The sequence below is a fragment of the Methylocystis sp. genome (assembly GCF_021731785.1).
Lineage (GTDB): Bacteria > Pseudomonadota > Alphaproteobacteria > Rhizobiales > Beijerinckiaceae > Methylocystis.
Genome location: NZ_JAKFWS010000082.1, coordinates 22307 through 36585, shown reverse-complemented (window position 1 = coordinate 36585; position 14279 = coordinate 22307). Strand labels below are relative to the sequence as shown.

General features: G+C 62.2%; 15 protein-coding genes and 1 pseudogene. 10 read left to right on the top strand and 6 right to left on the bottom strand.

Annotation, left to right across the window (positions count from 1 at the left end):
• A pseudogene (locus tag QZ964_RS13795) lies at positions 1-142 on the top strand (porin family protein); the annotation flags it as partial.
• A gap of 81 nt (positions 143-223) precedes the next feature.
• Here QZ964_RS13795 and fabD read toward each other — a convergent pair.
• Positions 224-1171, bottom strand: coding sequence for an ACP S-malonyltransferase (gene fabD / locus QZ964_RS13790; protein WP_292532224.1), 948 nt, complete (start codon positions 1169-1171; stop codon positions 224-226).
• A 105-nt stretch (positions 1172-1276) separates the two neighbouring features.
• Here fabD and QZ964_RS13785 point away from each other — a divergent pair, with 105 nt between their 5' ends.
• On the top strand, positions 1277-1843 hold the full coding sequence (locus tag QZ964_RS13785) for a nucleoside deaminase (RefSeq protein WP_292532223.1): 567 nt from the start codon (positions 1277-1279) through the stop codon (positions 1841-1843).
• Between the two features lie 65 nt (positions 1844-1908).
• On the opposite strand, the gene QZ964_RS13780 is transcribed toward QZ964_RS13785, so the two are convergent.
• A complete protein-coding gene (locus tag QZ964_RS13780) occupies positions 1909-2484 on the bottom strand; it encodes a heme-binding protein (protein WP_292532222.1) in 576 nt (191 codons plus the stop codon).
• Positions 2485-2660: 176 nt separating this feature from the next.
• Here QZ964_RS13780 and QZ964_RS13775 point away from each other — a divergent pair, with 176 nt between their 5' ends.
• From QZ964_RS13775 to QZ964_RS13765, 3 genes are all read left to right on the top strand, one after another.
• Positions 2661-3128: an AAC(3)-I family aminoglycoside N-acetyltransferase gene (locus QZ964_RS13775; RefSeq protein ID WP_292532221.1), complete on the top strand. Its 468-nt coding sequence runs from the start codon at positions 2661-2663 to the stop codon at positions 3126-3128.
• A 52-nt stretch (positions 3129-3180) separates the two neighbouring features.
• The gene (locus QZ964_RS13770) at positions 3181-3582 is read left to right on the top strand and encodes a hypothetical protein (RefSeq protein ID WP_292532220.1); all 402 of its coding nucleotides are present in this window, start codon (positions 3181-3183) and stop codon (positions 3580-3582) included.
• 162 nt (positions 3583-3744) lie between these two features.
• Complete coding sequence (locus tag QZ964_RS13765; RefSeq protein ID WP_292532219.1) at positions 3745-4944, top strand: HWE histidine kinase domain-containing protein; 1200 nt, start codon at positions 3745-3747, stop codon at positions 4942-4944.
• Between the two features lie 120 nt (positions 4945-5064).
• On the opposite strand, the gene acs is transcribed toward QZ964_RS13765, so the two are convergent.
• Entirely contained in the window at positions 5065-6999 is a 1935-nt protein-coding gene (acs, locus tag QZ964_RS13760) for an acetate--CoA ligase (protein WP_292532218.1), read from the bottom strand.
• Between the two features lie 173 nt (positions 7000-7172).
• Positions 7173-7814 (bottom strand): Crp/Fnr family transcriptional regulator, encoded by a 642-nt coding sequence (locus QZ964_RS13755; protein ID WP_292532217.1) that lies wholly within the window; start codon positions 7812-7814, stop codon positions 7173-7175.
• Positions 7815-7992: 178 nt separating this feature from the next.
• On the opposite strand from QZ964_RS13755, the gene leuD reads away from it, so the two are divergent.
• The 5 genes from leuD to QZ964_RS13730 all read left to right on the top strand — a co-directional run bounded on the left by leuD (position 7993) and on the right by QZ964_RS13730 (position 12970).
• Positions 7993-8598, top strand: a complete 606-nt coding sequence (leuD, locus tag QZ964_RS13750; protein ID WP_292532216.1) for a 3-isopropylmalate dehydratase small subunit — start codon at positions 7993-7995, stop codon at positions 8596-8598.
• Positions 8599-8736: 138 nt separating this feature from the next.
• Positions 8737-9723, top strand: a complete 987-nt coding sequence (gene lptB / locus QZ964_RS13745) for an LPS export ABC transporter ATP-binding protein (protein WP_292532215.1) — start codon at positions 8737-8739, stop codon at positions 9721-9723.
• A 177-nt stretch (positions 9724-9900) separates the two neighbouring features.
• Positions 9901-11475: an RNA polymerase factor sigma-54 gene (gene rpoN / locus QZ964_RS13740; protein WP_292532214.1), complete on the top strand. Its 1575-nt coding sequence runs from the start codon at positions 9901-9903 to the stop codon at positions 11473-11475.
• Between the two features lie 248 nt (positions 11476-11723).
• Complete coding sequence (gene raiA / locus QZ964_RS13735) at positions 11724-12317, top strand: ribosome-associated translation inhibitor RaiA (RefSeq protein WP_292532213.1); 594 nt, start codon at positions 11724-11726, stop codon at positions 12315-12317.
• Positions 12318-12505: 188 nt separating this feature from the next.
• Positions 12506-12970: a PTS sugar transporter subunit IIA gene (locus QZ964_RS13730; RefSeq protein ID WP_292532212.1), complete on the top strand. Its 465-nt coding sequence runs from the start codon at positions 12506-12508 to the stop codon at positions 12968-12970.
• Between the two features lie 14 nt (positions 12971-12984).
• On the opposite strand, the gene QZ964_RS13725 is transcribed toward QZ964_RS13730, so the two are convergent.
• Entirely contained in the window at positions 12985-13263 is a 279-nt protein-coding gene (locus QZ964_RS13725) for a general stress protein (RefSeq protein ID WP_138167253.1), read from the bottom strand.
• A gap of 153 nt (positions 13264-13416) precedes the next feature.
• Positions 13417-14232, bottom strand: a complete 816-nt coding sequence (locus QZ964_RS13720) for a response regulator (RefSeq protein WP_292532211.1) — start codon at positions 14230-14232, stop codon at positions 13417-13419.
• Between the last annotated feature and the right edge of the window lie 47 nt (positions 14233-14279).

Genomic DNA, 14279 nt, shown 5'->3' with positions numbered 1-14279 from the left:
CAACAACAACTGGCTGTGGGCGTTCAACCCGGGTTGGGGCCTCAACAGCACCAACAACCGCACGCGCTTCCACACGATCCGCGCGGGCATCAACTACCACTTCAACTTCGGCTCTCCGGCGCCGGTGTTGGCCAAGTACTAATCCTACCGATCGGCCTTACGGTCGAGAGAACGGGCCCGGTCCTCGCGACCGGGCCTTTTCTTTGGCTCGCTTGCCGCGTCTTTATGCGAAGGCGCGATAGGCGTCGAAATCGGCCGGCGCGCCGATCGATATGCCGGCGGCCTGCGGCGCGATACGCTTCAACAGGCCCGCGAGAACCTTGCCCGACCCGCATTCGACAAATTTCGTGACCCCGTGATCGGCCATAAAGGCCACGCATTCGCGCCAGCGCACGGCTCCCGTGACCTGCTCGACGAGTAGGCGGCGAATCGCTTCCGGGTCCTGCGTCGGCTGCGCCGTCACATTGGCGACGACCGCAACGCGCGGGGCGCTGATCGCCGCTACGGCGAGCGCCTCGCGCATGGCGTCGGCGGCGGGCTGCATCAACGCGCAATGGAAGGGCGCGGAGACCGGCAGCAGCACCGCCCGCTTGATTCCCTTGTCTTTGGCGAGCTCGATCGCCTTCTCGACGGCCCCCTTGGCGCCCGAAATCACCACCTGGCCGCCGCCATTGTCATTGGCGACTTGGCAGACGCCGTTCGCGGCCGTCGCCGCCTCCCCAGCAATGGCGCGCGCCTGATCGAGATCGGCGCCGAGCAGCGCCGCCATGGCGCCCTCTCCGACAGGGACCGCTTTCTGCATGGCGTCGCCGCGAATGCGCAGGAGGCGCGCCGTGTCGGAGATCGTCAGCGCGCCGGCGGCCGCGAGAGCGGAATATTCGCCGAGCGAATGTCCGGCGACGAAGGCCGCGTCGCGCGTAAGATCGAGCCCGCATTCGGCTTCGAGCGCGCGAATCGCGGCGAGCGACACCGCCATCAGCGCCGGCTGGGCGTTGGCGGTGAGTGTCAGTTCGGATTCGGGGCCCTCGAACATCAGTTTCGAGAGCGGCTGCGACAGCGCATCGTCAATCTCGGCGAATACCGCGCGCGACGGCTCAAAGGCGTCGAACAGCGCCTTGCCCATGCCGACCGCTTGAGACCCCTGGCCCGGAAAAATGAAAGCTTTCGCCATTCGTAACCGCCTCGCTCATTCTAATTGCGCCGCCGCGAGTGGCATTGCCCGGTTCGCCGTGTCAAGTTTGGCGCCCCCAAGTCGAAGAGCGGGCCGAGGCGAGAGATGAGCCGAAAGACATGCGGTTGCGGCGCCGATCATTTCGACCGGCGCGCCGCCCTGGCGACAATGGCCGGCGGTCTTGCCGCGGCGACTGGCGCTTCGCCCGCCCAAGCCCATGCGAAGCGCTCGCCGGTTCGCCCGGAAGACGAGAAATTCATGCAGATTGCGATCGCGGAAGCCGCCAAGGGCGATTTTCCCTTTGGCGCGGCGATCGTGCGCGAGGACAAAGTCGTCTCGACGGGACGCAATCTCGGCGTGACGAACCATGATCCGACGGCGCATGGCGAGATGGTGGCGATTCGCCGCTTTGTCGCCGACAATCCGGCGAAGGAGCTCAAAGGCGCGACACTTTATACATCGGGCGAGCCTTGCCCGATGTGCATGGGCGCGATCGTCTGGTGCGGAATCGGACGCGTGGTCTACGCCGCCTCGATCGAGCAATTATCGAAACGACTCGGCCAGATCATGATCACGAGCAGAGCCGTGGCCGAAGCCGCGCCGTTTTTGACAGTCGAGATCACTGGCGGCGTGCTGGCGCCGGAAGCGCTGGCGCTTTTCGATAAGAAGTAGGCGACTCTTCGCCAGTTCGCCTAGACGCCATCGATACGTTGGCCGCGAGCGACGCCAAGTCGCGCTTACTCGCGGGCGATTTCAACCAAGACTTCGTTGCGCCGGTTCCAGGGCAGCGTCCAAGGCGGATCGTAGAAGGCGTATTGCGGCTCGCCCTTGGGCGATATCCCCTGGCGCTTCAGATAATCCAGGAGCTTCGCCTTGTTTTCGGCGAGGGCGTCGTCGCCGGCGAGTCCGGAGAAGCGAATGGCCGCCATGCGTTTTGCGGGCGCGGCGGCGAGTTTGACTTCAGCGCTGTTGGGTTTCGGCAGGTTCGCCATGCTGTATTCGGCGGGCATGGTGAAACGCACTTTCCAGTCGCCGCCCTCCGGCTCCTGTCCGACGGGGGCGGTCATGGCGATTTTTTGCTGCGGGGAATTGTCGCCGAAAATGTAACCGGCGAGGCGGCGAAAGCCTGCGCTGATGGCTGCGCCGCGCTCGCCGGCGACCGTCGTCTCTGCGACGATCTGCGGCGCGTAATCGCGTATCTCGATGGTCCCTGACGAGGCGACCACGGAATATCGCGCATGCTCCACGTCGGAATCCGCGCGTGCGGGGGCAGCCGCGATCAGCCCGACGAGGATGACAAGAAAGCGCTGCATCTCCTGGTCCTATTCTCTGAGGAAGTAAATGAGGCGCGACAGGGCGGCGGAACAGGCGGAAGGGCGCCAATGAATGGCGATTTTTCGCCAATCGCTGGACAGGTTACAGAGCGGTCTCGGTCGGCTTCGCGCGCTTTATAACATAGCCGGGCTGCGCCATGGGGAGCCCAATTGGCATGACCACCTATGTAGTTCATCGACTTCGTCCCGCAAACGCTCAGTGGATGCGCGAGCTAAACGAGCTGTTCGCAAGAGCTTTCGAGGACCCTGCCGCCTATCGAGCATGTCCGCCGAGCGATGATTATTTGAAGACGTTGCTTGCCAAAGAGCACGTCATTGTCAGCGTCGCCGTGCAAGACGGCGCGGCCATCGGCGGGCTCGTGGCGTACGAACTGGAAAAATTGGAGAGCCGGCGCAGTGAAATCTACATCTATGATCTCGCCGTGGACGATCGCCATCGTCGCCGCGGCGTAGCGACGGCGCTGATCGAATCTTTGCAGGACATCGCCGCCGAGCGCCGCGCTGACATATTGTTCGTGCAGGCGGACTACGGCGATGATCCGGCCATCGCGCTCTATGAAAAGATGGGGATCCGAGAGGAAGTTCTACATTTCGACATTCCGGTCGCGAATGCGCCCATCTGACGGGCTTTCGATCTGTCGCCTTCGCGATAGCCTTTATGGATTGACGCATGAGATGGTAAAGCTCGACCAGAATTTCATGCTACGCCTTCGCGAAGCACTGGAAGCGTCCTGGGACAGGCAAACTGCTTGTGGAGCGGTTGAGCAAGTCGGCAATCCCGCGTTGGGTCAATGCTATCCAACCTGCCGGGTGGTGCAGCACTATTATCCCGCAGCCGAGATCATCAAGGGTAAAGTCTGGACGGGCGAAAGCGAAGAAACCCATTTCTGGAATGGTCTATTAGTCGACGACGAGTGGTATCACATTGACCTCAGTTGGCGGCAATTTCCCGTTGGCTGCGTCATCCGGGAATTTGTTGTGCTTGATCGCCGATTTACGGGCGACAGCGAGGCCACGATCCTACGCTGCGCTCTATTGTTGACGCGAGTCGAGGGCTATTTGCGCAACTTGTCCTGAGCAACGTGCGAATCTGTTCTGGCCTGAAAATGTATTTGGACGGGCGAGCTGTCGCGTTTTCCTGAGGACCAAACCAGGTAGATTGATCGAGCGCCGCTCGTCCTGCATTTCGATTTACGATCGTGAGACTCGATGTAGAATAGCGCGACCTCGAGGCTGACGATGAAGCTGGAACGGCGGCAAGATTCGGCTATTTCGGACGTCTTCATCACCGAGGAGTTGGATCGCCGCGCTCCGAAGGAGACTGACTCGCTTCGAGAAAAGCTGGCGCTTCAAGATCTCGCCGGACGCATGGCCGACCATCCGGCGGAGGTTCTGCCTCGGTTTGTCGACCTGGCTATGGAAATGACCGGAGGCGTATCGGCCGGACTCAGCCTTTACGAGCCAGATCCCGCCCCGGGCGTATTTCGATGGCGCTATCTGCGCGGGCGGCTGGCGCCGTTCGAGGACGCTACAACGCCACGAAATTTTAGCCCCTGCGGCGTCACGCTCGATCGCAACGCGCCGGTGTTATCGTCGCATCCGGAGCGCGTGTATGACTGGATCTCGGATGCCGGCATTGTCGTGCCCGAAGTGTTGCTAGTGCCGCTTTATCTTGGCGGCAAGGAGCCGCTAGGAACGCTTTGGATTGTTTCCGACAAGGAAGGTCATTTCGACAGTGGCCACGCTCGTGTGATGACTGAGCTTGCAGGGTTTGTAGGAATTGCGTTGCGAATGCTGAATTCGGAACGGCGGCTTAAGGAAGCTTTGGAGCAGCAGGAAAGGCTGACGAGCGAGATGAGCCATCGCGTGAAGAATCTCTTCGCGCTCACTACAGGCATTGTGCGGGTCAGCGAGAAGGCCGCGAAGACTCCGGCAGAGATGTCAAAGATGGTTTCGGGCCGCCTGGATGCGTTGGCGGAAGCCGATGCTTTGGTGCGCCGTAGCTTCGCAAACAAAGCTCAGGCCGAAATGGTCGACCTCGCGGAACTGGTCGCCAAGATCATGCAGCCGCATGCGCCGCCTGACACGCGAAGCCACTTCGTCGCGGAAGGTCCGCGAATCTTGTTGGGCCAGCGCGCCACAAATGGCCTTGCGCTGGTGTTGCACGAATTTGCGACCAATGCGGCAAAATACGGCGCTCTCAAATCAGAAGAAGGCGTGGTGGAGCTTTCTTGGTCCGCTGAAGGGGAGCAACTCGTCCTGTGTTGGTCGGAGCGTGGCGGGCCCAAGATCGCACGACCGCCGGAAAGCAGCGGTTTCGGCACACGATTGTCGCAGTCGACAATCGTCAGCCAATTCGAAGGCGAGCTTGGCTACAGATGGAGGCCTGAGGGCTTGATGGTCTCGATGAAAATTCCCTTGGCCAACCTATCCAAGTAGCATCTCCTAGGATGCAGAGCAGCTCGAACGTTCCCATAGGAGAGGGCTCAATGCTTAACGCGACGCATGTCCGTTATTAGCATCGAGCGACGATTTTGATGTTGGGTTTCTCGTCTCACGTTATCTTCCCGGCCTCTCGCTTACCAACTCCTCCACAACCCCCGGGTCGGCGAGCGTCGACGTGTCTCCGAGCGCCCCGAACTCGCCCTCCGCAATCTTGCGCAAGATGCGCCGCATGATCTTGCCCGAACGCGTCTTAGGCAATCCCGGCGCGAATTGCACGATGTCGGGCGTCGCGATCGGCCCGATCTCGTGGCGCACCCAATGCACCAGCTCCTTGCGCAGATGTTCGCTCGGCGTCACGCCCTGATTGAGCGTGACGAAGGCATAAATGCCCTGCCCTTTGATGTCGTGCGGATAGCCGACGACGGCCGCTTCCGAAACTTTCTCATGCGCGACGAGCGCGCTTTCGACTTCCGCCGTGCCGAGGCGATGGCCCGAGACATTGATGACGTCGTCGACGCGGCCGGTGATCCAGTAATCGCCGTCGGCGTCGCGCTTGGCGCCGTCGCCGGTGAAATATTTGCCCGGAAAAGCGGAGAAATAGGTCTGCGCGAAACGTTCGTGATCGCCATGGACGGTGCGCATCTGCCCCGGCCATGAATCGGCGATGACGAGCAGGCCTTCGCATTGGCCTTCAAGAACATTGCCGAGCGGATCGACGATTTCGGGAACGACGCCGAAGAACGGCCGCGTCGCCGAACCTGGCTTCAAATCGATGGCGCCGGGCAGCGGCGAGATCAGCACGCCGCCTGTCTCCGTCTGCCACCATGTGTCGACGATCGGGCAACGCCCTTCGCCGACGATTCGGTGATACCATTCCCAGGCTTCCGGATTGATCGGCTCGCCGACGGAGCCAAGCAAGCGCAGCGACTTGCGGCTGGTCTTTTTAACGGGAGCCTCGCCCGCCGCCATCAGCGCGCGAATGGCGGTCGGCGCCGTGTAAAAAATATTGACCTTGTGTTTGTCGACGATCTCCCAGAAGCGGGACACGCTCGGATAATTCGGCACGCCTTCGAACATCAGCGTCGTCGCGCCATTGGCGAGCGAGCCGTAGACGATATAGCTGTGGCCGGTCACCCAGCCGACATCCGCCGTGCACCAATAGACGTCGCCTTCGCGATAGTCGAAGACGAGCTCATGGGTGAGCGACGTATAGACGAGATAGCCGCCGGTCGTATGCAGCGCGCCCTTCGGCTTGCCGGTCGAGCCCGACGTATAGAGGATGAACAGCGGATCTTCCGCGTCCATCTCCGCATAGGGACAATCGGCGGAAACGCGCGCCGCTTCTTCCTCATAGCGGAAGTCGCGGCCGGGCTGCATATCGACATCGGCGCCGGTGCGCGTGATGACGATGACCGTTTTCGCGGACACCTTGTCGAGCGCCGCGTCGACATTGGCTTTGAGCGGAATTTTCTTGCCGCCGCGCAGGCCTTCATCGGCAGTGATGATGACGTTCGATTCAGCGTCGGCGATGCGGCCGGCAAGCGAATCGGGCGAGAAGCCGCCAAAGACCACCGAGTGAATGGCGCCGATGCGCGCGCAGGCGAGCATGGCGAAAGCGGCCTCCGGAATCATCGGCAGATAGATGGTGACGCGGTCGCCCTTCTTGACGCCGTGCTTCTTGAGCACATTGGCGAAGCGGCAGACTTCCTCATGCAGCTCGGCGTAAGTGATGTGGCGCGACACGGAGGGATCGTCGCCTTCCCAGATGATCGCGGTCTTGTTGGCGCGCGCTGGCAGATGCCGGTCGATGCAATTCATCGCGACATTGGTGGTGCCGTCCTCGAACCAGCGGATCGAGACATTATGCGTGTCGAAGCTGGTGCGCTTCACTTTTGAGAAGGGCGTGATCCAGTCGATGCGCTGCGCCTGCTCGGCCCAGAACCCGTCCGGGTCTTTGATTGAACGCTCATAGAGCCGGCGGTAGCTCTCTTCGTCGATGCGCGCGTTCTTCTTCCAGTCGGCCGGGACGGGGTAGATTTTTTGCGACATTATAATTTTCTGACGCCTCTCGTTTCCGTCATGGCCGGGCTTGACCCGGCCATCCACGTCCTGACGCTGAGCGATCTTTATCGGGCGAAAGGTATTACAGCGTTTCGAGCATAGCCGATACGTGGGCGTGGATGCCCGCGACAAGCGCGGGCATGACGCCCGAGGGGATGCGCTCATCCTTTGCCGGAACGGGCGAGCTCCACATTGTATTGCATGCGCTGAACCATGAGCCGCATCAGGTAAAAGCCGAATTGCGGATTCTGCGCCGCGAGCTGCAAGAGATCGTCATAGCGCACGCAGAGCAGTTCGACGTCGGTCGCGGCGACGGCCGTGGCGGTGCGGCGGTTTTCACTGGTGAACATGCCCATCTCGCCAAACAGCGCGCCGGGCTTCAGCGTCACTTCCGGCTCGCGCAGATGGATGTCGCCGCGCACCAGCAGATAGGCCTCCTCCGACAAATCGCCTTTGCGATGCAGGACGAAGCCTTCCGAGAGTTTGAGCGGTTTCATGTAGGGGCGCAGCCATTCGAAATCGAAATCTTCCGAGGCGGCGGCGCGAATGTCCTGGACGAGGCGCTGCATCTGTCGCAGCCGCAGCATATTGACCGGAACCAGAAAAGCGTTGAGCGCGAACAGCGGATAGAGTCCCTTGAGAAAGAAATAGAAGGCGAAAAGCGCATTGGCGACGATCGCCCCGATGCGCAAAGGGATCATGGTGTTCGACACATAGACGAACACGCTCGCCGCGGCAGCGAGATAGCCGACCGCTTCGACCGGCCAATTGTAATTTTGCGGGATCAGATGCTGCAGGATCATTTCAAGAGCAACTTGGCGCATATTTTTGACATGTTAGCAGAAGCCCGCGCGCCTGCGCGAGAGAGCGGGCGCCACGCCCGCAACCGGTCGGGCGGACCCGGAGCGAGCGGCGCTTTGCGGCCGACCAGCCGATTTGCTACATGGGCCCCGGGGCGCTGTCGCCCCAGGCCCGAGGGACATGGAAAAATTCGTCAAGCTCGTCGGCGTCGCCGCGCCGCTGCCGATCATGAACGTCGATACGGACATGATCATTCCCAAGCAGTATCTCAAAACCATTCAGCGCACCGGCCTCGGCAAGGGCTTGTTTTCGGAGATGCGCTATCGCGAAGACGGCTCCGAAAACCCCGATTTCGTGCTGAACCTGCCGGCCTACCGCAAGGCCAGCATCCTCGTCGCCGGCGACAATTTCGCCTGCGGCTCGTCGCGCGAACATGCGCCCTGGGCGCTGCTCGATTTCGGCGTCCGCTGCGTCATTTCGACGAGCTTCGCCGACATCTTCTACAACAACTGCTTCAAAAACGGCATTCTGCCGATCGCGGTCAGCCAGGCCGAGCTCGACAAGCTCATGGACGACGCCAGCCGGGGCGCCAACGCCACTTTGACCATCGACCTTGCAGCGCAAGAGATTCGCGGGCCTGACGGCGGCGTGATCACATTCGAGATCGATCCATTTCGCAAGCATTGTCTGCTGAACGGCCTCGACGACATCGGTCTGACGCTCCAAAAAGCCGACCAGATCGACGCCTATGAAAAGCTGGCCGCAGTGAAGCGCCCGTGGGCTTGACCAAACGACGCATGGCGAAGCGCCAATGTTCCCGAAGCGGCGCTGATGAGATAGAGCACCCTTAATGTGGCAACCGGCCCCCCGGCGGGGAGCATCGCTTCGAAACCCTGGACACGCAGAGCGACGGACAAGGCGCGCTTGAGCTATTTTTCCGCCCTTTCGACGCGTTTTCGCGCCGCCGGCCGCTCGCTGGCGCGGCTCGCCGAAGGCGTCAGGCGGTCGCGGAAACCCGATGAAATCGCCGAAAACCAGTGGCTCGACGCCGGCGCCCAAAGCGCCGCTGATACCGAGGAATCGGCGCGCGACAGAAGCTTCTGGGGACCCGCGCCGGCGCTTCAACAGGACGAATCGGCGCGCTTCGAGCCGCGCGCCGCCTATCAGGAGCCCGTCGGATTCGACGGCGAAGGCCTGCTGTCGGTCCATAATCTGGCGAAATCCTACAAATCGCGCCGCGTCGTGGAAGACGTGAGCCTGCATGTCGCGCGCGGCGAGGCGGTCGGTCTGTTGGGCCCGAACGGCGCCGGCAAAACCACCGTCTTTTACATGATCACGGGGCTGGTGAAGCCCGACAGGGGCATGATTTCGCTCGACGGCTACGACGTGACGCCGTTGCCCATGTACCGCCGCGCGCGGCTTGGAATCGGCTATCTGCCGCAGGAGGCCTCGGTGTTCCGGGGTCTTTCGGTCGAGGACAATATCCGCGCCGTGCTCGAGATCACCCAGCCGGCAGCCGAGAAGCGCGAGGCGGAGCTTGAGGCCCTCCTCGAAGAATTCCGCCTCACCCGGATGCGCCATACGCCCGCTGTGGCGCTCTCGGGCGGCGAAAGGCGTCGCTGCGAGATCGCCCGCGCGCTCGCCGGCCATCCTTCCTTCATGCTGCTCGACGAGCCTTTCGCCGGCATCGATCCCATCGCCGTCGGCGGAATCCAGGATCTTGTGCGGCATCTGAAGGCGCGCGGCATCGGCGTGCTCATCACCGATCACAGCGTCCGCGAAACTCTGGGCCTCACGGACCGCGCCTACATCATTTACGACGGCCATGTGCTGACCGAAGGCTCGCCTGAGGAAATCGTCGCCAATCCGGATGTTCGGCGAATTTATCTCGGCGAAGATTTCCGCATGTAACCACGCCGTTTTTTAACGGTCGCGCGCGTCGCGCGCTGCCGGCATCAATGATTAACGCTTGGGCATTTTGCTCGGCGGCGCGCTTCTTTTTTGGCCCTGCACACGCTCGATCTAAATGATATAAGCAAAAATCGGGCCGCTGAAAGGCGGACAATGGCGTTCGGGTGGTCGAGCGAAATGGCGATTTCCACCAAGTTGATGATGCGTCAGGGCCAGGCCCTGGTGATGACCCCGCAGCTGCTACAGGCGATCAAGCTGCTGCAGTTCTCGAATGTGGAGCTTGCCGCCTTCTTGCAGGAGGAGTTCGAGCGCAATCCGCTGCTCGAGACGCAGGAAGGCGATAGCGGCATTGAGGCGGCGGATTCCCCGCCGGGCGACGATTCGCGCGCCGATGACGCCTTTGAAGGGCCTCAGGAGGGCGACTGGGCGCGCCAGGATCTTGCAGTCGATTCCGCCACGCTCTCCGCCGATCTCGGTGCCGACATGAGCAACGCATTCGAAGCCGAGGGTCCGGCGGTCAGCGACCGGATGCGCGACGAAGCCCCCGACGGCGCCGGCCTTTCGGCCACGTCGTGGACGGGCGCCGCCGGCGGCGGGTCAGCCGACGGCGAAGCGCCCAATCTCGAGGCCTATGTCGCCGATCGGCAGAATCTCCACGAGCATCTCGCCGAACAGCTGGCGCTCGCCTGCCCCGATCCGCGTCATCGACTTATCGGCCAGGCGGTCATCGACGGGATCGACGAAAGCGGCTACCTGCGCGAGGACCTTGGCGAGATCGCCGCGCGCCTCGACGCCGACAGGGCGGAAGCCGAGCTCGTGCTCGCGATCATCCAAACCTTCGATCCTTCCGGCGTCGGCGCGCGCGATCTGGCGGAGTGTCTTGCGATCCAACTCAAGGAGCGCGATCGCTATGACCCGGCGATGCAGGCGTTCGTCGCCAACCTGCCGCTCGTCGCGCGCCGCGATTTCGCGCAGCTCGCCAAGCTGTGCGGCGTCGACCACGAAGACATTGTGGACATGGCGGCGGAGCTGCGCCGGCTGGAGCCCAAGCCGGGCCGGGCCTTCGGCGGGGCGCCGATCCAGCCGCTCGTCGCCGACGTAATCGTGCGCGCGGCGGCGGACGGCGGCTGGCACATCGAACTCAACGCCGACGCGCTGCCGCGGGTATTGGTCAACCACAGTTATGCGGCGCAGGTCAGCGCCGCGCCCACGAGCGCCACGAGCGCCACGGACAAGAGCTTCATCTCCAATTGTCTGCAGAACGCCAACTGGCTGACCAAGAGCCTCGAGCAGCGGGCCCGCACCATTCTGCGCGTCGCCTCCGAGATCGTGCGCTTGCAGGACGCCTTCCTGACGCATGGCGTCGAACATCTGCGACCGCTGAACCTGCGCACGGTCGCCGACGCGATCGGCATGCACGAATCGACCGTGTCGCGGGTCACGTCGAATAAATACATGATGACGCCGCGCGGCGTCTTCGAACTCAAATATTTCTTCTCCGCCTCGATCGCGACGACCAGCGGCGGCGCGGCGCATTCAGCCGAGGCGGTGCGTTTTCGGATCAAGCAGATGATCGATCGCGAGACGCCAGATGATATTCTCTCGGACGACGCCATCGTCGAACGCCTGAAGGCGAGCGATATCGACATCGCCCGGCGCACGGTCGCAAAATACCGCGACAGCCTGCGGATTCCATCCTCGGTCGATCGTCGTCGCGCCAAGCTTGCGCAGGCGTGTATGGCGGCCCACTAATTTCCTGTCGTCCTCGCGGCGCAAGCGTCGCCACAACAAGACTCCATTGACTTCGCGCGCTGGGGCTTCTAACCCTGCGCGCAATTTCCGCTCTTTGGCCAAACTGTCGGCGATCGGCCGACGCCTCGGGCGGACGTTCGAGGGCGGATGGCGCATAGTGCGGTTGGTCCAACGGCGGCGCGCGCCGAGCGCGCGGCCGTTCTTTCCGCGGCCGAAACTTCGCTCGCAACGAGAGTTCGGATTGGAAAATGTCTCTCAGGGTCTCCGGTAAGAACATCAGCATCGGCGAAGCCCTGCGCGTTCACGTGACGCAGAGGCTGGAGATGGCGGCGGCGAAATATTTTGACGGTCGCGTCGCCGGTCACGTCACCATTTCGCCTGAGGGCTCGGGCTATCGGGCAGACTGCAGCCTGCGTCTCGCCTCAGGAATCGTGCTGCAGGCCGACGGCCGCGCGCAGGAGCCCTACGCCTCTTTCGATCAGGCCGCGGAGCGCATCGAGAAGCGCCTGCGGCGTTACAAAAGCCGCCTCAAAAGCCATCACGAACATGGCCCCGGCGCGGTCGACGGCGCTCAGGCTGAGGTCGTCGCTTATCATGTGATCGAGGCCCCAGATCAGGAGAATGAAGCGCCGGCGGAGTTCAGCCCGGCGATCATCGCCGAATCGACCACGAAATTGCGCCGGCTGTCGGTTTCGGCGGCGGTGCTCGACCTCGATCTGACCGGCGCGCCCGTCGTGGTGTTTCGGCACGCCAATACCGGCCGCGTGAATGTGGTCTATCGGCGCGGCGACGAGAATATCGGCTGGATCGACACGCCCGAGTCCGAGGGAGACGCGCGCTGACGGCGGCGCGCGCGCCGACGTAAAAAACGTCGTAGGGAGGCCACAATAACGGCTTTCTCGGCATGTATCTTGCCATCTTTCCCATGTCCCTCCGGATTTTGGCGAAAGTAGCGAGACGTTGAAATTTCAAGGATGGTCAAAGCCTCTATCGGCCCTAGACCTCCAACGAGAAGCAGGATGATCGTCGCATGCGGCCAACGGACTTGGTTTTGCCGGATTCGGTATGCGCCTCTTTGAAGGCGACGACGAAAAAGCATCTTCTCCAGGAACTCAGCGACAGGGCCGCGACGATCTGCGGGCTCCCGGCGCGCGAGATTTTCGATGCGCTTCTCCACCGCGAGCGTCTGGGCTCGACGGGGATTGGCGAAGGCATAGCCATCCCGCACGGCAAGCTAGCGAAATTAAAGGGAATTTGTGGGGTCTTCGGCCGGCTTGACCGGCCCGTCGACTTTGGCTCGCTCGACGGCGCGCCGGTCGACCTGGTTTTTATGATTCTGACGCCGGAGAGTTCGGGCGCCGACCATCTAAAGGCGCTTGCCTGCGCCGCCAGGATGTTGAGGGATCCGGGCCTCGTAGCGACAATGCGGGGGACGCGCGACGACGACGCGCTCTATTCGCTCATCGCGCAGCGCTCAAAACCCTTCGCCGCATAAGTTTCGCGCCGCTCTTAGAGCGGCGCGCTACGTTTTTGGGCGCCGCCTCCGTGCGAGGCGTGTCCGCCCTTGCGGCCAGCCTCGGAAGCCAGCGCATGGTCGCGCGAGAAGCTCCGCTTGGCCGGATTTACGCTCTGGCCGCCCTTGCGCCCTGCGCGGGCCGCAAGATCAGGGTTCTGCGAAAAACTGCGTTTTTCGTCAGGAACGCTCTGCCCGCCTTTGCGCGCAATCGCGCGCTGCTTTTCGGGATCCATAGACGCGAAACCGCGACTGGATTTCTTCATCTCCTCCATGGGCCGCCTCTCAGTTTTCCCAGCGCCTACAGCTATAACTCGCCTCGGCAGCCATTGTTTCTAGGCCGGGACGATTTATCTTGGCGCCCGGAATGATTTTTCCGGAAGGGAGGCAGTCGTCAAAAATAGAATTATTGTAATCAGATCAATCACTCACATGCCGACCCAGGGCGCGGTCCTCTCACGTCGTCCGGCACGCCGGTCAAAAAACAGCGCCTGGCTGATGATGGCTTTGAGACTCTCGACGTTGAAGGGCTTGGCGATCAGAAAGGCCGGCTCGGGCGGTTCTCCCGTCAAAAACCGCTCGGGATAAGCGGTGACGAAAATCACCGGCGTGGAAAGAGAGCCGAGGATTTCATTTACGGCGTCGAGCCCTGAGCTGCCGTCCGCGAGCTGGATATCTGCGAGAATCAGTCCTGGATTGCTCTCTTTTATGGCGGCGACCGCCTCGGCGTGGGTGCGCGGCATGCCGATCACGCGATGGCCCAGCTCCTCGACGATGCTCCTCAGGTCGTGCGCGATCAGCGGCTCGTCCTCGATGATCAGCACGTCGGTGGCGATCTGGTCGGCGATTTCGCCATTTGCGGCTTCGATCAGCGCGCCGGCCTCCCGTTCCGAAACTTGCAGGGTCTGCCCGATCTGGTCGAGATCGAATCCTTCGAGCGCCTGCAGCAAAAAGGCGATTCTCGGTTTCAGCGAAATCGCCTCAAGGTTGCGGCGGCCGTTTTCCTCCAGCGCGCCGGAACGGTCGATGTGGGCGTTGATCGGCGTCGCCGCCCAAACGTCCAGGAACAAACGGTAAACGGAAACCCGTAGATCTTCTGAATCGGTGATGCGGCCGGGCTCCGCGACGACGGCTTCGAGCGTGGCCAGCACATAGGCGTCGCCCCCCTCTCGATCGCCGACCAATGCGCGCGCAAATCGTCTCAAATAGGGAATATGCGCAGAAACTTCCTTTGATGCTGACATGCCTTACAACTCCAGCAGCCTCAAGCCTCCCAAGGGGAAGCGCGTGC